Origin of the sequence: Allobosea sp. MMO-172, from assembly GCF_037147855.1 — a bacterium.
GTDB lineage: Bacteria > Pseudomonadota > Alphaproteobacteria > Rhizobiales > Beijerinckiaceae > Allobosea.
The window spans coordinates 330,178-348,022 of sequence record NZ_JBBCUM010000002.1 but is presented as its reverse complement, the minus strand read 5'-3'; the positions used below and the strand labels follow the sequence as shown (position 1 = coordinate 348,022).

Here is a 17,845-nt window from a genome sequence, read left to right as displayed (position 1 = left end):
TCCGCCGCGATCGCAGCCCCGAACGCTCTTGCGGTCACAACAACGCCCCAATAGGCTCCTCGTCGACGCACCGATACAGGCGCGCATAAGGGGAAACGCCTATGCCAAAGATGATCACCAGACTGGTCGCATTCGGCCTCGCCGCCGCGGCCTTTTCCGTATTCGCGGCGCCGGCCTCGGCGCAAGCCACGCTCGAAACCGTGCGCAAGCGCGGCAAGGTGCTCTGCGGCGTCTCCCCGACGGCTCCGGGCTTCTCCTATGCCGACGACAAGGGCGTCCGCCAGGGCTTCGACGCCGATGTCTGCCGCGCGGTTTCCTCCGCCGTCTTCGGAGCGCCGGACAAGGTCGATTTCGTCCCGCTCAATACCAATGTCCGCTTCCAGGGCCTGCAATCGGGCGAAGTCGATCTGCTCTCGCGCCAGACCACCGCGACCTTCTCGCGCGACACCTCGCTCGGCCTCGATTTCGCGCCGGTCGTCTTCTACGACGGCCAGGGCCTGATGGTCTCGACCAAGCTCGGCGTGAAGAGCGCGGCCGAGCTCTCGCAATCGGCCGTCTGCATCCTGCCGGGCACGACGACGCTGCAGAACCTCGAGGACTATTTCAAGCCGCGCAACATCAAGTACGAGGCCGTCGTCTTCGAGAACCCCGACGAGTGGCGCAACGCCTTCTTCTCAGGCCGCTGCGACGTCATCACCACCGACCGTTCGGACCTGGCTTCCGTGCGCGCCATCGCCAACGACCCGAAGCAATACGTCATCCTGCCCGAGACGATCTCGAAGGAGCCGCTCGCCCCCGTCGTCCGCCAGAACGACAGCAATTGGCGCGACATCGTCTCCTGGACGGTCAACGCCCTGATCGCAGCCGAGGAATACGGCATTACCAAGGGCAATATCGACGAGCAGCTCAAGAGCAAGGACCCCGAGATTCAGCGCCTGCTCGGCGTCAACGGCGACCTCGGCAAGATGCTGAACCTCGACAACAAATGGGCCTATAACGCGATCAAGCAGCTCGGCAATTACGGCGAGCTCTTCGAGCGCCATCTCGGCGAGAAGACCCCGCTCGGCCTCACGCGCGGCCCCAACCAGCTCTGGAACAAGGGCGGCCTGATCTACTCCCCGCCCTTCCGGTGAGACCTGCCTAACGTGCGTTCCCTCGATTGACCTGAGACCATCGGCCGCCTCCGTGCGGCCGATGCGTCCCCAGCCCGGAACAGCCCGATGGCCACCTCCGATTCCAGCCCGGTGCGGCTGCTCTACGACGTGCGCGTCCGCGCCGTGCTCTATCAGGTCGTCGCGGTCGCTCTCGTCGTCGGCATCGGCCTCTATCTCTTCGGCACCGTCTCGCGGAAGCTGGCGGCGCAGAACATCGCGACCGGCTTCGACTATCTCTCGCGGCCCGCCGGCTTCGTCATCAGCCAGTCCTTCATCTCCTACGATTCCGGCAACACCTATGGCCGCGCCATCCTGGTCGGCCTGCTCAACACGATCTGGGTCTCGGTCTTCGCCGTCATCCTCTCGAGCATGCTCGGCCTCGTCGTCGGCATCGCCCGGCTGTCGCGCAACCCGCTGCTCTCGACGCTGGCGCTGGTCTATGTCGAGGCGCTGCGCAACGTGCCGCTGCTACTGTATCTCTTCCTCTGGTACGCGCTGATCGTCGCGGTCTTCCCGCCGGTGCGCGACGCCTGGCAGATCCTGCCCGATGTCTTCCTCAGCAATGGCGGCCTGATCGTGCCGTCGCTGCGCTGGTCCTCCGCCCATACCGGCGTGCTCGCCGCCGCCGCGCTCGGCATCGTCATCGCCTGGTTCGTCGCCTCGTCCTTCCGCCGCAAGCGCGTCGCGACCGGCCAGAGCCGCATGGCCTGGCCCTTCGTCCTGCTCGCCCTCGTGATCCCGCCGCTTCTCGCCCTGCTGGTCTTCCAGCCCGAGATGGCGGTGAACTGGCCGGAAAAGGGGCGCTTCCGCATCACCGGTGGCCTGCAGGTCACGCCGGAATTCACCGCGCTGCTGGTCGGACTCGGCCTCTCGGCTTCCGCCGGCATCGCCGAGATCGTGCGCGCCGGCATTCTCTCGGTCGGGCGCGGGCAGTGGGAGGCGGCGCGCGCGGTCGGCCTGCACGATCGCCAGACCATGCGGCTCGTCGTGCTGCCGCAGGCGCTGCGCGTGATCATCCCGCCATTGACCAGCTCCTATCTCTCGACCTTCAAGAACTCCTCACTCGCCATCGCCATCGGCTACCCCGATCTCGTGATGGTCTCCAACACCACGATGAACCAGACCGGGCAGGCGATCGAGGGCATCGCCATCTTCATGCTGGTCTATCTGGGCATGTCGATCACGATCTCCATGCTGATGAACTGGTACAACGCCCGCGTCGCGCTGGTGGAACGTTGAGATGACCGACGCCGCCCAGCTCAACACCCTCGCCTCCATCCCCGACGAACGGCCGGTGCGGCCGGCGCGCAGCTGGTTTGCGCTGCTCAAGCCCTATATCGGCTCGCCCTTCAACGCCGTCGTCACCTTCGCCTGCCTCTGGCTGATCTACCGGCTGGTCACCGGCGCCTGGGGCTGGCTCGTCACCCGCGCCATCGTCGAAGGCGGGCCGCAGACCTGCAAGGCGGCCGCCGGTGCCGGCGCCTGCTGGCCGTTCCTGGCGGCGAAGCTGCGCTTCATGATCTTCGGCTTCTTCCCCTATGACGAGCACTGGCGCCCGGCGCTGGCGGTGCTGCTTTTCCTTGGCGCGATGGCCTATTCGATGATCCCGCGCTTCTGGTCGCGCCACCTGCTCTGGCTCTGGCTGGCCGTCGTCATCATCTGCGGCGTGCTGATGTATGGCGGCGTCTTCGGCCTCCGGGTGGTCAACACCACGAACTGGGGCGGCCTGCCGCTCTCCTTCATGCTCTCCTCGGTCGGGCTCGCCTTCGGCTTCGTGCTCGGCGTCCTGCTGGCGCTGGCGCGCTCCTCGAAGCTGCCGGCGATCCAAGTCATCGCCATCGTCTTCATCGAGATGGTGCGCGGCGTGCCGCTGGTTTCGATCCTGTTCATGGCCTCGGTGATGCTGCCACTGTTCATGCCGGATGGCGTGACCATCGACAAATTGCTGCGGGCGCAGGTCGCGATCATCATCTTCGCCGGCGCCTATATCGCCGAGACGGTGCGCGGCGGCCTGCAGGCGGTGCCGAAGGGCCAGCACGAGGCGGCAGCCTCGCTCGGCCTCGGCTACTGGCTGTCGATGCGCAAGATCGTGCTGCCGCAGGCGCTGAAGATCGTGATCCCGCCCTTGGTCAACATCTTCATCGGCTTCTTCCAGGATACGACGCTGGTCACCATCATCGGCCTGCTCGATTTCCTCGACACGGTGCGCTCCGCGATGCGCGATCCGGTCTGGCAGGGCATCGCCGTGCTGGAGGGCTATATCTTCGCGGCGCTGGTCTATGCCGTGTTCAGCTACGGCATGGGCTCCTATAGCCGCTTCATCGAAAGACGCCTGAAGACCGATCACAGCCACGGCCGGCACTGAGAAGGGCTTTTAGGGCCGTTTCGCGGGCGCTTTTGCGCCCGCGCAATGTTCCAGCAAGCCGCCGCGCCGACCACTCCCGATGATTCTCATCGTGGAGATCGGACGATGCTCTTCAGCCCAGACCGGTCGGCGGCGCTCGCCGGCCGCGCCCTGCATGCCTATCTCGACCTCGTCAGGCGGACGACGCGCTTCAAGCCGGTCATTCCCGGCGCCCGCCCGTGGGAGCGCAACCGCGAGCCCTTCATAGCCCTGACCTGGCACGGCCAGCAGATGCTGACCTTCGCCGCGCTCGAAGGCGCCCCGCGCGTCGCGGTCCTGACCTCGCTGCATTTCGACGGGTCGGTCGTCAGCACCGTGGTCGAGCGTGCCGGCTTCCGCAGCATCCGTGGCTCCGGCACGCAAACCCCGGCCAAGATCATGGCGAAGCGCTCCGTCCCGGCCTTCTTCGAGATGCGCGACGCCCTGCGCCGGGGCACCAGCCTGATGCTCACCGCCGATGTCCCCAAGCTGTCGCGCATCGCGGGAAAGGGTGCCGTCCAGCTCGCCCGCGTCACCGGCCGGCCGATCTATCTCTTCGCCGCCGTCACCAGCGCGCGGGTCGATCTCGACAACTGGGACCATGCCAGCATCGCCCTGCCCTTCGGACGCGGCTGCGTCCTCTGGTCGGAGCCTCTCTATGTGCGCAAGGCTGCGGACGACCGCGAGATCGGCCTGATCGCACTGGACATATCGACCCGCCTGGACGAGCTCCATGCCACCGCTCAACGCAATATCGGCCGGGAGCGCTAGCCTGAGCCTGCCTTCAGCGGCGGCCGGGCGGTGCGCAACCGCCGGGCGCCCCGCAGATATCCGCCGGCGGGCGCAGCGTCTCCGGCTCGCCGCCGGGCTCGATCCGAATCCGGCTAAGGTCTCCCGAAAGCCTCAGGCCCAGGCCCGACGAGATCAGCACGATCCGCGCCCGGCTGGAGGCCAGGATCGTCGCATTCGCGCCGGCGAGGAAATGGGCGCTGCCGCCGAGGCTGGCATAGGTGCCGAACACGTCCTCCTGCCGGTCGAGCCCGTAGACCAGCATGATCACCCGCCCGTAATCAGCGCCGAGACCGATGCCGACCGAAAGCGCCGTCCAGATCACCGGCATCGGGATGCCGTCCGAGAAGCGCAACTCGCCGCTGCCATGCCGCCCGCCGACGACGAAGGAGCCGCTGAGCTCGCCACCGACGATATAGGCGTTCGGCTCGCCGAAGAGCGCGAGCGAACGCTCGATCGGCACGCTCACCGTCTTGGAGGCCGTGTCGAAGACGCCTTCGACCAGCCGGGCGATGTCATGGCGCGACGCGGTCGGCAGCTGGCCGGGCCGGATGTCTTCCCGCCGGGGCACGCCCTGCCCGGCAGCCGGCACATGCGCCGACATGACGGCGAGCAGGGCCGCCAGCACCATGCGGCGCAGCCGGAACTCTCCCGCCATGGCGCGCAGCGCTTGCATCAGGCGAGGGGATCCATGAGGGAGTTGAACGACAAGGGTGATACGGTCCATGCAGCGTCCGGCAGGGCGACGCCCCCGGCCCGAGAAGCCATACCCATACAGAGGCTCCGTGACGACCCGCAACGTTGAAACCGTTTCGATATCCCCTGCGTCGAAACGCGCGCGGTGGCTGACGGATGCCCGGCGATGACCTCGCTCTCGCGCGCCCTGACCATCCGGCTGACGCTGCTCGGAACCGTCCTGTTCGTCGCCTTCATCGCGGCCGTGCTCGCCTTCACCTTCATCACCGAGGACCCGGGCGTCCTACGCAACGATGTCACCTCCCAGATCATTCGGCAAAGCGTGCGCCCGTCCGGCAGCGCCGCGCTGCAGGTCGAGAAGACACCGGGCCTCCTGAAGATCGAGCAGGCCAGCCCGCTGCTCTGGTATCTGGTCTCGGACGGACGTTCGGTCGTCGAGTATGCGCCAGAATTGCGGCCGGGCCTGCCGATCGACATCCGGTTGGATGGCCCGACCATCGCCGCCCAGATGCGGGTCGGCGGCGAGGATGCGCTTTCGGTCGACGTCGCCGAGCAGGATGGCAGCCGCATCCTCGTCGCCACCGGCGGCGGGCGACCGGGCTGGGACGTGATCCTCGGCTATTTCCTGCGCGCCATCGCCGGCTCCGCCGCAGCGATCTCGGTCGTGTTCGGGATCATGATCGCCGCCGCCATCGCCATGTCCGTCTCCTATATCTCGAGCCGGCTGCGCAGCGCGGCCGAGGCCGCCGCCCGGATCGACCCACGGGCCCCGCGCGGCCTGCTCCCGACGGATGAAACCCCGGTCGAACTGATGCCGCTGACCACCGCGCTGAATTCGGCGCTCGACCAGATCGCGGGCAATATGGAGGTGCAGCGGCGTTTCATGAACAATGTCGCGCATGAACTGCGCACCCCTCTCGCGGTGATGCGCACCAAGGTGGATTCACTGTCCGACGAGGGCGCCCGCCTGGCGCTCACGACCGATGTCAGCCGCCTCACCACCATCGTCTCCTCGATGCTGCAGCTCGCCCGCCTGCACAACACCGACCTGCCGTTCGAGCCGCTGCGCCTGAACGCGCTGGCGCGCGACGTCCTTGCCGATCTCGCGCCGCTCGTGCTCAGCAACGGCATCGGCATCGCTCTGGAGGAAGAGGGCGCGCAGGATGTCCTGATCGCGGCCAACGAAGCCACGACCCGCGCGGCGATCGCCAACCTCATCGACAACGCGCTGCGCCATGCGCAGGCGCGCTCCTCCATCCTGGTAAAAGTCATCGACGGAAATGTGCTGGAGGTCAGCGACGACGGAATCGGGATTGCTGCCGCCAAGCGCGCGCAGGTCACCGAGCCGTTCAACCGGATGTCGCCGCATTCGACCGGCGCCGGGCTCGGCCTGACGATCGTACGCGACATCATGGCCGCTCATGGCGGCACGCTCGATCTCAGCGACACGGCAGGCGGCGGCACCACGATCCGCCTGAGCTTCCGGACGGTGTAGCCGGATTGAACTGATAGCTTCGCAGCTCCCTTGTCATTCCGGGGCGCGCCGCAGGCGCGAACCCGGAACCCACGACTGGGTGAGAGGCCAAGAATTCGGTTGCCCGCGGCCTACCCAGTCGTGGGTTCCGGGTTCTTCACTGCGTGAAGCCCCGGAATGACAAAGGTGGTGCAAATCATGAGTTACAGCGCCGGCTCGGCCTTCTTCAGGATATAGCCGATGCCGCGCAGGGAGGTGATTTCGACATCCGCCCCGGCATCACGAAGCTTGCGCCGGAGCCGTGAGATCTGCGCTTCCAGCGTGTTGGACTCGATCAGGTCGTCGAAGCCGTAGACGGCCTCGATCAGCACGTCGCGGGTGACGACGCGGCCGGTTCGCTGCACCAGCGCCTCCAGGATCAAGGCTTCGCGCCGGCGCAGGTCGAGCGCCTCGGTCCCGACCGAGGCATTGCGGCCTTCGAGATCGAGCGAGAGATTGCCGGCGCTGAGGACGAGCGAGCGCTTCGGATGGCGCCGCCGCGCGAGAACACGCACCCGCGCGATCAGCTCCCCCGGCTCGAACGGCTTGACCAGATAATCGTCCGCCCCGCCGTTCAGACCCTCGATCACGTCGGGCTTGGCGTCGCGTGCGGTCAGCATCAGAAAAGCCGGGCGGTTCTCCGCCGTGGCCATGGCCTTCACGATCGACAGGCCGTCACCATCGGGCAGGCGCCGGTCGACCACGGCGATGTCGAAGGGTGCTGTCCGCAGGGCCGCGAGCGCGGTCTCCACGCTGTCCGTGCGGTCCACGACCAGCCCCGCATTGCCGAGCAGCAGCGAGAGATAGGACATGAGCTCCGGCTCGTCCTCGACAATCAAAGCGCGCATGTCACGTCCGTGGTGATGCATGGATGGAACGTCATGTCGGAGAAGGGGCGACAAATCCAGACATGACGCTCCACCCATGACCGGTTGCGGCCGGCGCGACAGCGACGCACGCGCGATACCGCAACCCGAACCGGGCCGGCTGACGGGCCGGCCCGGACCCTTTGCAATCAGAACCGGTAGTTCAGGCCGGCCTTGACCAGATGCTCGGTGACGCCGACCCGCGTGCGGCTGTTGCCGAGCTGGAAGTTGTCCTTGCCGAGCGAGACGTAGTTGTACTCGACCTTGGCGGAGAGGTTGTCGGTGATGCCGTATTCGGCACCGGCGCCGACGACGTAGCCGGTCTTGCCGCGCGTCTTGGAGAGCAGGCCGTCGCTGGCCTTGATGCTGCCATAGGCGAGACCACCGGTTCCGTAGACGAGCAGCCGGTCGAAGGTGACGCCGGCGCGCGCCTTCAGCGTTCCGACATAGCGCATGTCGGCACTGGTGCCGCCGCCGCGCTTCGAGCCCTTGCCGAAGCCGTTCATCGACAGGTCGCTTTCGACGCCGAAGAGCATCGTGCCCATCTGAACGTTGTAGCCGACCTGTCCACCGAACAGCACTTCATTGCGGCTCTTCTTGCTGACGCCGTTGAAGCGGTCGAAAGCGCCGCCGGCATGGGCGCCGACATAGAGGCCGTTCCAGTTATAGGCGCGCGGCGCCGAATAGGTCGGCCATTCCTGGGGCCGCGGCCGTGCCCGGTCGGCCGCCTCGGCGGGCAACGCAAACAGGGCCATCAGGCCGAGGGCGGCCATCGGAAGGATACGAGACATCGATTACTCCTTGCGGCGCCTGTCGCCGCCGACACATCTGCCAGCCGATTCGGCTCCGTGGATCGGAGCGGGCCGGCATGCGCAGATTGCGGGCGAAGATTACGGCAAGGTTGCCCATTCCGGCGGCAATCGCGGCCGGGGCGGAGCGATGTCGAAAAAGGCCTCGCCCGGGGCGGGCGAGGCCTGATGGAGGCTGGTCAGAGAACCGGAGCGGCCTGCTTGCCAAGCTCCTCGGCCGGGGGAATCCGGCCGCCCTCGAACCAGTATGACGCGGCAGCGCGCGACATGGCTGCCCCGTCATGGCCGATGCCGGCCACCGTGAGCAATTGCCAGTTGCAGGGCACGCCGAGGCGCGCGGCTTCCGCCTTGCCGAAATCGAGCATGAAATGGGCGCGGCCATAGCGGTGCGGCCCCTGCGCCAGCGCCTCGGCCTGCGCCGGCAGGTTCGGGTCATCGGTCGCGATGTCGCGATCCCCCGCGAAGAGGATCATCGGATAGGCGAGCCAGCGCGTCAGCGCCGCCTTGTCGAGCCCGAGCCCGCCGAGCCCTTCTGGAAAGTTCCGCTCCGGCGTCGGCAAGGTGTACCAGCCGGGATTGGAGGCCATCGCGGCCTGGAACAGCGCGCCGCCTTCCGTCGCCAGCATGCGGTGCACGAACTGGCCGCCGGCCGAATGGCCGAAGAGACGGATGACCGGCTTATCGATCACGCCCGCAGCGCGCAGTGCATCGAGCACGCGGCCGGGCACGGCATAGAGCCACTCGGTGCGCGGCGCGATCGTGCCCTCGCCGGAGACGACAAGGCCATTATTATAGCCCTCGGCCTTCGGGAAAGGCTCGTTCGGGAAGGTCGGCGCGACGATTAGCAGGTTGTGCTGCTCGGCCGCATCGATCCAGAAATCGCGGTACTCGTCGCCATTGCGCAGCATGCCGTGCTGCACGACGATCACGGGATCGTTCGGCTGGTGCCGCGCCGGACGGTAGACATTCACCTCCAGCGGCTTGTCCGGATGGCTCGCGTCGATAAAGGGCAGCGTGCTGCGCCCGACCGGCGGATTCAGGGTCTTGGTGGTCATGCGGCCTCCGGAGCCTAGATCATCGCGCGTCCGATCGGACGCGGCAACGATGATCTATTCTATTGGAATCGCATCGGATTTTTCCGAAAAGTGGATTCCACTTTTCGGTCCGATGCTGGTGTGCAGATGGCAGGCGGCGCTGCGGCCGGGCGCGATCTCGGTGAGGACCGGCCGGACCTCGCGGCAGACCGGCATCGCCTGCTCGCAGCGCGGATGGAACGGGCAGCCCGGCGGCGGCGCCAGGGGCGAAGGCAATTCGCCCTTGAGCGGTTGGAAGGCGCGCTTGCGCCGCGCAGCCGAAGGAATCGCCGCGATCAGCGCCGCGCTATAGGGATGCGCCGGCTCGGCGAAGATCTCCGCCGCCGTGCCGACCTCGACGATGCGGCCGAGATACATGATCGCGACGCGGTCGCTGATATGGCGGACGAGGCCGAGATCGTGGCTGACGAAAAGATAGGTCAGGCCATGGCGTTCGCGCACATCCATGAACAGGTTGATGACCTGCGCCTGGATCGAGACGTCGAGCGCCGAGACCGGTTCGTCGCAGACTAGGAAATCCGGCTTGACGGCAAGCGCCCGCGCGATGCCGATGCGCTGACGCTGCCCGCCGGAGAACTGGTGCGGATAGCGCTCGCGATAGGCCAGATCGAGCCCGACCTCGCTAAGCGCCTGATCGACCGCCCCATCGATCTCGGCCTTGGGCAGGAGCTTGTGCACGCTGAGCGCCTCGCCGACGATGCGGCTGACCTTCATGCGCGGATCAAGCGAGGCGTAGGGGTCCTGGAAGATCATCTGGACCTTCAGCAGGAAATCGAGCCGCTCCTTGCCCTTCAGGCCGGCCACCGGCCGCTGCTCGTAGACCACTTCGCCGGTCGTCGGCTTCAGGATGCCGGTGACGACGCGGGCCAGCGTAGACTTGCCGCAACCGGATTCGCCGACGAGGCCCAGCACCTCGCCACGCTTGACGCTGAGATCGATGCCGTCGACGGCGCGCAGCACCGGCGGCGCCTTGCCCCGCCCGGTCGCCATCAGGATGCGCTCGGCCAAAGTCGGCTTGCGGCGGAAATGCTTGGTGATGCCCTTGAGTTCGATGATCGGGGCGCTGGTCGGGGCACTCATACGGCTTCTCCCGCCGGCACCGGATTATGGCAACGGAAGCTGCGGGCGCCTTCGCTCACGGCTTGAGGATCACGCTCGGCGCAGACCGGCTGGACACGCGGGCAGCGCGGGCGGAACGGGCAGCCGCTCGGGCGGGCATCGATGCGCGGGGCGACGCCGTCGATCTGGTTCAGGCGCTCGCCCGGCGCCACATTGGCGGCCGAGGAATTGAGCAGGCCGAGCGTGTAGGGATGGCGCGGTGCATCGAGCACCTCGTCGACCGGCCCGATCTCCACGACGCGGCCGGCATACATCACCGCCACCCGGTCGGCGAGCTCGGCGACCACCGCGAGGTCATGCGTGATCCAGAGCACGGCCGTACCGGTCTCGCGGGCGAGCTTCTGCACCTCGAACAGGATCTGGCTCTGGATGGTGACGTCGAGCGCCGTCGTCGGCTCGTCGGCGATGATCAGGTCGGGCGCATTGAGCAAGGCGGTCGCGATCGCGACGCGCTGGCGCATGCCGCCGGAGAACTCGTGCGGGAACTGCTTCAGCCGCGCTTCCGGCGAGGAGATGCCGACCCGGGCCAGCGCCTTGGCGGCCTCATTGAGCGCCTCCTCGCGACTGCAGTCGCGATGCTCCAGGATCGCCTCGCTCATCTGCTCGCCGATGCTGAGCACCGGGTTCAGCGTCATCAGCGGGTCCTGGAAGATCATAGCGATGCGGTCGCCGCGCAGGCTGCGCAGGCGCTCCTCGGTCGCAGCGCGCAGGTCTTCGCCGCCGAAACTCACGGTACCCGCGACGATCTCGCCGGGCGGATCGATCAGGCGCACCAGCGAGAAACCGGTCACCGACTTGCCGGAGCCGGATTCGCCGACGAGCCCCAGGACCTCGCCGCGCGAGACGCTGAGATCGACACCGTCGACGGCGGGCCAGGCGCCATCCAGCGCGTGGAAGACGGTCCTGAGACCACGGACCTCGAGCAAGGGGGCAGTCGCGAGATCGGTCATGAGCGCACGTTGAAGCTGCGGCGCAGCCGGTCGCCGACGAGGTTGAGCGAGCCGATCAGCAGCACCAGCGCGATGCCGGGGAAGACCGCGATCCAGTATTCGCCGGAGAGCAGGAACTCGAAGCCGTTGGCGATCAGCAGGCCGAGGGAGGGCTGCGTCACCGGCACGCCGACGCCGAGGAAGGAGAGCGTCGCCTCCAGCGTGATCGCGCCGGCAATGCTGATCGAGGCGACGACCAGCACCGAGCCGACCGAGTTCGGCAGCAGATGCGCGATCATGATGTGCCGGGTCGGCAGGCCGAAATTGAGCGCGGCCTCGATATATTCCTTGCGCCGCTCGACCAGCGCCGAAGCGCGCATCAACCGGGCATATTGCGCCCATTGCACCAGCACGATGGCGAGGATGACCTTGTCGACCCCGCGCCCGATCGAGGCGAGCAGCACGAGCGCGATCAGGATTGAGGGGAAGCCGAGCATGAAGTCGACGACGCGCATGATCACGGCATCGACCACGCCGCCGAACTGCGCCGCGACGAGCCCGGCCGAGATGCCGATGAAGAGCGCACCCAGCGTCGCGGTGAGCCCGACCATCAGGCTGGTGCGCAGGCCGTAGAGGATCGCGCTCAGCATGTCGCGGCCCTGCGAATCCGTGCCGAGCCAGTAGGTCATGCCGCTCATCGCGGTCTCGCCCGGCGGCAGGCGGTTATCCATCACGCTGAGCGAAGCGAGATCATGCGGGTTCTGCGGCGCGATGAAGGGCGCCAGCAGCGCCAGCGCGACCATGATGCCGAGCAGGATCGCCGCACCGCGCGTCGTTGGCCGGTTGCGGATGCGGCGCAGTACCTTCTCGCGGAGCGGCGTGTCGGCATAGTCAGGGATGGCCGGAGCCTTCGCTGGGGCGCTCATGCCATATCTCCCGTCAGCTTCACGCGCGGGTCGAGCGCGGCATAGAGGATATCGACGAGGAAATTCACGGTGACGAAGAGCAAGGTCGCCAGCAGCACATAGGCGACGACCACCGGCCGATCGAGCTGATAGACCGAGTCGATCAGCAGCTTGCCCATGCCCGGCCAAGCGAAGACCGTCTCGGTGATCGTCGAGAAGGCGACGAGGCTGCCGAACTCGATGCCGACGACGGTGACGACCGGGATCAGGATGTTGCGCAGCACGTGCCGGCCGACGACACGACGCGGCTTCACGCCCTTGGCACGGGCGTATTTCACGTAATCCTGCGTCATCGCCTCGGTCGTGCCGGCAGCAACGAGCCGGATCATCAATGCGATCTGGGGGATGGCGAGATTGATCGCCGGCAGGGCGAGATGGCTGAGCCCGTCCCGGGTCAGCAGGCTGGTCTGGATGCCGAGGACGGAGACCGTCTCGCCGCGCCCGGCCGTCGGCAGCCAGCCGAGCACGACCGCGAAGAGCAGGATCAGCATCATGCCCTTCCAGAAGCTCGGCAGCGAGAAGCCGAGGATGGTTGAGCCCATGATGATGCGCGAGGGGCGACTGTCCGGATCGAGCCCGGCATAGAGCCCGAGCGGCACGCCGGTGACGATGGCGAGCGTCATCGAGAGCAGAACGAGTTCGAAGGTCGCCGGCAGGCGGCCGAGGATGAGCTCGATCGCCGGCACGCCATGCACGAAGGAGCGGCCGAGGTCGCCCTTCAAGGCATTGCCCATGAAGACGAAATATTGCTGCCAGACCGGCAGGTCGAGGCCCAGCCTCCGGACCAGCGCCTCGCGCTCGGCCGCGCTGGCGGAGGGCGAGACGAGCAATTCGATGGGATCGCCGATGCCGTAGACGGCGAAGAACACCACGACCGAGACCGCGAGCAGCACGAGCACGCTCTGGATCAGTCGCTGCAGGACATAGGCGGTCATGATGCTCGACCGGCTCCGCTCAATGGTTCACGGGCCGCCTTTCGAAGGGCGGCCCGGCTTGTTTTTGGCTTGGTGCCGGCGGCTTACTTGGCTTTCGGCTTCACCGACATCGCCAGCATGAACTGGTCGGCGCGGCCCTTGACGTCGAGATCGGACTTGAAGGCCCAGATGCCGCTCTCGAAGTGCAGCGGGATGAAGGCGTAGTCGTCGATGACGATCTTGCCGGCTTCCTGCAGCAGCGACGCGCGCTTGTTGTCGTCGAGGGTGGTCACGGCCTCGCGGATGATCTTGTCGAACTGGTCGTTCTTGTAGCCGCCATAGTTCGAGCCGCCGAGGGTCTTGGCCTCATTCGGGGTCGGCGGCCACTGGCGCAGGAACGACGCAGCCTCGCCGGTGCCGGAGCCCCAGCCGCCGATCGCCACCGAGAATTCCTTCTTGGCGCGGCGCGGGAAGTAGATCGCGCGGGTCATCGCGTCGACCTCGGCCTTGATGCCGACCTGGGTCAGGTACTGCGCGACGGCCTGGGTGATCTGGCTGTCGTTGATGTAGCGGTCGTTGGTGGTCGAGAGCGTGACCTGGAAGCCCTTGGGATAACCGGCTTCGGCCAGGAGCTTCTTCGCCTGCGCCGGATCATAGGCCAGCTTCGGCGGGTTCGCCCGCGTGCCGAACATGCCGGTCGGCAGGTACTGGTAGGCCGGCTCCGCCGCACCGTCCATGAGGCGCTTGACGATGGCGTCGCGGTCGATGGCGAGCGACATCGCCTTGCGGACGCGCAGGTCCTTCAGCGGATTCTTGCCGTCCTCCGCCTTGACGAAGGGGCTCTGGTCGCGGGCGACGTCGAGCTGGAAATAGACCACGCGGGTCGAGGGCGTGATGACATGGCCGAAGCGCTTGTCGTCCTTGATGCGGCCGAGATCGCGCGCCGCCGGGTTCTCGATCACGTCATAGTCGCCGGCGAGCAGGCCGGCGAGGCGCGGACCGGCATTGGTCACGGGCAGCAGGCGAACGGTCGCCCAGGGCTCGGCCTTGCCCCAGTAGGTCGGGTTGCGCTCGAGCTCGATCGCCGAGCCGCGCACATAGGACTTGAGCTTGTAAGGACCGGTGCCGATGGCGAGCGTGCCGTCGTTGAAGCCGGTCACGGTCGGCCACGGGCCGGTGACGCCGCAGTTCTTGGCGATGTCGTAGCTGATCGGGCCGTGCTCGGCGATCGATGCCGAGAGAATGGGGAGCGACGACAGCAGGTTCGGCAGGAGCGGCTCGGGCTCCTTCGTGTTGATCACCAGCGTCTGCGCGTCCGGCATTTCGACCGAGGCGAAATTGCCGGTCACGTCGGCGAAGGAATCGGAGACCTTGGTCTCGTTCTTCAGCGTGCGGCAGAAGGTGAAGACCACATCCTCGGCCGTGAAGGGCTTGCCATTGGTGAACTTCACGCCGTCGCGCAGCTTGAAGGTCCAGCGGTTCTTGCCGTCATTCTCCCACGAGGTCGCGAGGCTGGGGTGCAGCTTCTGCTGCTCGTCCTGCCGCACCAGCGAGTCGAAGATGTGCTGGGCCAGCGCGTTGTTCGGGGTGAGGTCATGGTAATGTGGATCGACCGCCGTCGGCTCCGAAGCCAGGGCGATGCGCAAGGTCTGCGCCGAGACAGCCGTGCCGGCGAGGCAGGCGGCCGCGAAAGCCGCGAGGAATAGGGGTTTACGCATGATCAGGTCCGCTCCCGGTTGAGACCGTTTTTGACAGTTTTATTTTCGTCTAGTAGCAAACATGAAAATTTTCGAACGTCAATCGGGTAGCCGCGCATGTCACAGGGCCTGAAGCCGACGACGGATCTCTCCAATCGGATCGCCCAGATCTATCCGTCGCTGAGCAACGGCCACCGCCGCGCCGCCGACTTCGTCCTGCAGCATCCGCTCGACGTCGCGACCATGACGATCGAGGGCCTGGCCGAGGGCAGCGGCACCTCCAACGCGACGGTCACGCGCTTCGTCCGGGCGCTCGGCTATGGCAGCTATGGCGAGTTCCGCAGCGGGCTTTCCGCCGCCCTGAAATTCGCCCATGACCCGGTCGACAGCTTCGCCGGTGCTCGCTCCGCCGCCGGCTCGATCTTCGCGACCTTCACCGCCGCGCTCGCCGACCAGAACGCCAATCTCCAGGCCTCCCGCGACGGGCTCGACGAGGCCTCCGTGACGAAGGCCGTCGAATTATTGCTGAAGGCACCGCGCGTCTTCATCGCCGCCTCCGGGGCGAGCCACCATGTCGCCTCCTTCCTGGAGGACGGGCTTGCGCTCTATCTCGATGCCGATGTGATCTTCGCGTCATCGCGCACCGGCCCGGAGCGCGCCATCCGGCACATGATGTCGGCACGGCCGGATGACCTCGTCGTCGCGATCTCCGTGCCGCGCTATTCCCGCGCCACGCTGGACCTCGCGAGTTTCGCCAAGAAGCGCGGCGCCTCGCTGCTCGCCCTGACCGACAGCCCGACCTCGCCGCTCGCCCCCGTCGCCGATGTCACGCTCTTCGCCCCGGCCCGCAGCCGCTTGCTGCCGAACTCGCCGACAGCGGTCTTCGCGCTGGCGGATGCGCTCATCGCCGCCGTCGCGCGCGAACGGCCGGATGCGGTCGAGGCGCTCAAGGAGCTCAGCGAAAGCCTGCTCTGGACCTTCCACCAGTAGCCAACGAACAGGATCATTCGGCGTCGGGCGTGGCGTCCGCAGGTTCCAGCATCTGCCGCCAGCCGGCATGCAGCACGGACGGGTCCTCGCGATCGACGCCATAGGTGTTGAGGACGTGCTGGAGATCGTTCATCCGCGCGATCAGCCCCGGGCCCTGCCGCAGGCCGACGAGGATCATCAGCACCTCGATCGCGATGAGCTGCACGACATAGGCATCGGTGCCGACCAGCATGGTCGTGTCGCGCGGCACGTCGATCGGCAGCACGATATGGCCGAGCTCCGCCAGCGGCGTGCCGGTCTGCGTCAGCACGATCACGGTCGCGCCGCGCTCCCGCCCGACCTCGACGGCGCGCAAGAGCGCCGGCATCCGCCCGACGAAGGAAATTGCGACCAGCACATCGGCGGAGGTCAGCGTCGCCGCGGCGACGAGCTGGAAATGCGCGTCCGAGAAGGCATTCGCGGTCAGCCCGAGGCGGAACAGACGCGCCTGCAGGTCCTGCGCCAGGAAATGCGAGGTCGCGCCGGTGCCCAGGCAATCGATCCGGCGCGCCCGCTTGATCGCCGCCGCCGCGCGGTCGAGCTCGCCCGGGTCGAGCCGGCGCTGCCATTCGGCGATGACCGTGGTGACGCTGCCGGTAACGTTGCGCACGACATCGTTGGCGGTCTCGCCGACATGCACCGAGCGGTGCAGGAACGGCGCGCCCAGCGCCAATGCGCCGGCGAGCTTCAGCTTGAGGTCCTTGAGGCCCTCGCAGCCCGCCGCTCGGGCGAAGCGGACGATGGTCGGCGCGCTGACGCCGGCCCTAGCCGCGATATCCTCGACATTGGCCTTCACCGCCCAGTCGGGGTCGTCGAGGATCAATCGCCCGACGCGCCGCTGGCTCTCGGACATCGTCTCGAGCCCGGCCCGGATCGCGCTGAGGATGTCGGACGCGCCGACGGTATCCTCGGACCCGGCAATCCGGCCGTTGATGTCGGTGGCTTCGGATCCGCGCGTCATGCCGCAAGCCTTCGGTTGGAGACGATCAAGCAGGCCGGCCAGGGCCGACCTGCGCATGTTGTGCCGGCCGGCGGGCCATCACAGCGCCTTTCTGAGCCGCGGGTCCAGCATGTCGCGCAAGCCATCACCGACAATCTGCAAGGACAGGGCGACGAACACGATGGCCAGCCCCGGAAAGGCGACGAGCCAGAAGGCGTCATCCGCGAATTGCTGGCCCGACGCGATCATCGTGCCCCAGGTCGGCACCTCCGGCGGCACGCCCGCGCCGAGGAAGGACAGCCCGGCCTCGGCCAGCACCGCATAAGCGAAGATGAAGGTGGCCTGCACCAGCACCGGCGAGGCGATGTTGGGCAGGAGATGGATCGACAGGATGCGCGCGGTCGAGGCGCCGATCGAGCGGGCGGATTCCACGAAGGGCATCTCGCGCACCACCAGCGTCGAGGCGCGGATGACGCGGACGACGCGTGGCGTGTAGACGATCGACAGGGCCAGTACGACATTACCGGCCGAGGCGCCGAGCACCGCGACGAGGAAGATCGCCAGCAGGATGTCCGGCAGCGACATCAGCGCATCGACCAGCCGCATGATCGGGCCGTCGAGCCGCTTGAAATAGCCGGCGAGCAATCCGAGCGCCGCCCCCAGCGTGATCGAGATCACGACGACCGAGAAGCCGATACCGAGCGAGGCGCGCGCGCCCCAGACGACACGCGAGAAGATGTCGCGGCCGAGCTCGTCGGTGCCGAACCAGTTGACCTCGCTCGGCGGGCGCAGGCGCCTGACCACGCGCATCGCGCCGGGGTCGAAAGGCGAGAGCCAGGGCGCGAACACGGCGAGCACGAAGGCGATCAGGAGCACGAGCGTCGCGACGAGCACCAGCTTGCGCCGGAACAGGGCACGGCAGAAGGCGAGGACAGGTGAGTTCATCGT

Annotated in this window: 17 protein-coding genes; 6 read left to right on the top strand and 11 right to left on the bottom strand. The window is 67.2% G+C overall.

Annotated features, from left to right (window positions below):
* The first annotated feature begins 110 nt into the window (after positions 1-110).
* The 4 genes from WFK61_RS04840 to WFK61_RS04825 all read left to right on the top strand — a co-directional run bounded on the left by WFK61_RS04840 (position 111) and on the right by WFK61_RS04825 (position 4,308).
* Positions 111-1,133: an amino acid ABC transporter substrate-binding protein gene (locus tag WFK61_RS04840; protein WP_336810497.1), complete on the top strand. Its 1,023-nt coding sequence runs from the start codon at positions 111-113 to the stop codon at positions 1,131-1,133.
* An 87-nt stretch (positions 1,134-1,220) separates the two neighbouring features.
* Positions 1,221-2,393 carry an amino acid ABC transporter permease gene (locus WFK61_RS04835; protein ID WP_336810393.1) on the top strand — a complete coding sequence of 391 codons (1,173 nt, stop codon included), beginning with the start codon at positions 1,221-1,223 and terminating at the stop codon, positions 2,391-2,393.
* A gap of 1 nt (position 2,394) precedes the next feature.
* Positions 2,395-3,519 (top strand): amino acid ABC transporter permease, encoded by a 1,125-nt coding sequence (locus tag WFK61_RS04830; protein ID WP_336810392.1) that lies wholly within the window; start codon positions 2,395-2,397, stop codon positions 3,517-3,519.
* Positions 3,520-3,624: 105 nt separating this feature from the next.
* Positions 3,625-4,308: a lysophospholipid acyltransferase family protein gene (locus WFK61_RS04825; protein ID WP_336810391.1), complete on the top strand. Its 684-nt coding sequence runs from the start codon at positions 3,625-3,627 to the stop codon at positions 4,306-4,308.
* Between the two features lie 13 nt (positions 4,309-4,321).
* Here the strand turns inward: WFK61_RS04825 and WFK61_RS04820 are convergent, their stop codons facing one another.
* On the bottom strand, positions 4,322-5,002 hold the full coding sequence (locus WFK61_RS04820) for an EipA family protein (protein ID WP_336810390.1): 681 nt from the start codon (positions 5,000-5,002) through the stop codon (positions 4,322-4,324).
* Positions 5,003-5,188: 186 nt separating this feature from the next.
* Here WFK61_RS04820 and WFK61_RS04815 point away from each other — a divergent pair, with 186 nt between their 5' ends.
* A complete protein-coding gene (locus tag WFK61_RS04815) occupies positions 5,189-6,517 on the top strand; it encodes a HAMP domain-containing sensor histidine kinase (RefSeq protein WP_336810389.1) in 1,329 nt (442 codons plus the stop codon).
* Between the two features lie 182 nt (positions 6,518-6,699).
* Here the strand turns inward: WFK61_RS04815 and WFK61_RS04810 are convergent, their stop codons facing one another.
* From WFK61_RS04810 to WFK61_RS04775, 8 genes are all read right to left on the bottom strand, one after another.
* Complete coding sequence (locus WFK61_RS04810; RefSeq protein WP_336810388.1) at positions 6,700-7,383, bottom strand: response regulator transcription factor; 684 nt, start codon at positions 7,381-7,383, stop codon at positions 6,700-6,702.
* A gap of 167 nt (positions 7,384-7,550) precedes the next feature.
* Positions 7,551-8,192 (bottom strand): outer membrane protein, encoded by a 642-nt coding sequence (locus WFK61_RS04805; RefSeq protein ID WP_336810387.1) that lies wholly within the window; start codon positions 8,190-8,192, stop codon positions 7,551-7,553.
* Between the two features lie 197 nt (positions 8,193-8,389).
* Positions 8,390-9,265 carry an alpha/beta hydrolase gene (locus WFK61_RS04800; protein ID WP_336810386.1) on the bottom strand — a complete coding sequence of 292 codons (876 nt, stop codon included), beginning with the start codon at positions 9,263-9,265 and terminating at the stop codon, positions 8,390-8,392.
* 54 nt (positions 9,266-9,319) lie between these two features.
* Positions 9,320-10,384, bottom strand: coding sequence for an ABC transporter ATP-binding protein (locus tag WFK61_RS04795; RefSeq protein WP_336810385.1), 1,065 nt, complete (start codon positions 10,382-10,384; stop codon positions 9,320-9,322).
* The gene (locus tag WFK61_RS04790; protein WP_336810384.1) at positions 10,381-11,373 is read right to left on the bottom strand and encodes an ABC transporter ATP-binding protein; all 993 of its coding nucleotides are present in this window, start codon (positions 11,371-11,373) and stop codon (positions 10,381-10,383) included. The genes WFK61_RS04795 and WFK61_RS04790 overlap by 4 nt, the downstream gene beginning before the upstream one ends.
* Positions 11,370-12,278: an ABC transporter permease gene (locus WFK61_RS04785; protein WP_336810383.1), complete on the bottom strand. Its 909-nt coding sequence runs from the start codon at positions 12,276-12,278 to the stop codon at positions 11,370-11,372. Before WFK61_RS04785 ends, WFK61_RS04790 begins: the two co-directional genes overlap by 4 nt.
* Positions 12,275-13,252: an ABC transporter permease gene (locus tag WFK61_RS04780; RefSeq protein ID WP_336810382.1), complete on the bottom strand. Its 978-nt coding sequence runs from the start codon at positions 13,250-13,252 to the stop codon at positions 12,275-12,277. Before WFK61_RS04780 ends, WFK61_RS04785 begins: the two co-directional genes overlap by 4 nt.
* A gap of 83 nt (positions 13,253-13,335) precedes the next feature.
* Complete coding sequence (locus WFK61_RS04775; protein ID WP_336810381.1) at positions 13,336-14,949, bottom strand: ABC transporter substrate-binding protein; 1,614 nt, start codon at positions 14,947-14,949, stop codon at positions 13,336-13,338.
* 96 nt (positions 14,950-15,045) lie between these two features.
* Here WFK61_RS04775 and WFK61_RS04770 point away from each other — a divergent pair, with 96 nt between their 5' ends.
* A complete protein-coding gene (locus tag WFK61_RS04770; RefSeq protein WP_336810380.1) occupies positions 15,046-15,918 on the top strand; it encodes a MurR/RpiR family transcriptional regulator in 873 nt (290 codons plus the stop codon).
* Between the two features lie 13 nt (positions 15,919-15,931).
* On the opposite strand, the gene WFK61_RS04765 is transcribed toward WFK61_RS04770, so the two are convergent.
* Together WFK61_RS04765 and WFK61_RS04760 are read right to left on the bottom strand one after the other, a co-directional pair.
* Entirely contained in the window at positions 15,932-16,918 is a 987-nt protein-coding gene (locus WFK61_RS04765; RefSeq protein ID WP_336810379.1) for a MurR/RpiR family transcriptional regulator, read from the bottom strand.
* Between the two features lie 78 nt (positions 16,919-16,996).
* A complete protein-coding gene (locus WFK61_RS04760) occupies positions 16,997-17,842 on the bottom strand; it encodes an ABC transporter permease (RefSeq protein ID WP_336810378.1) in 846 nt (281 codons plus the stop codon).
* Positions 17,843-17,845: the final 3 nt, after the last annotated feature.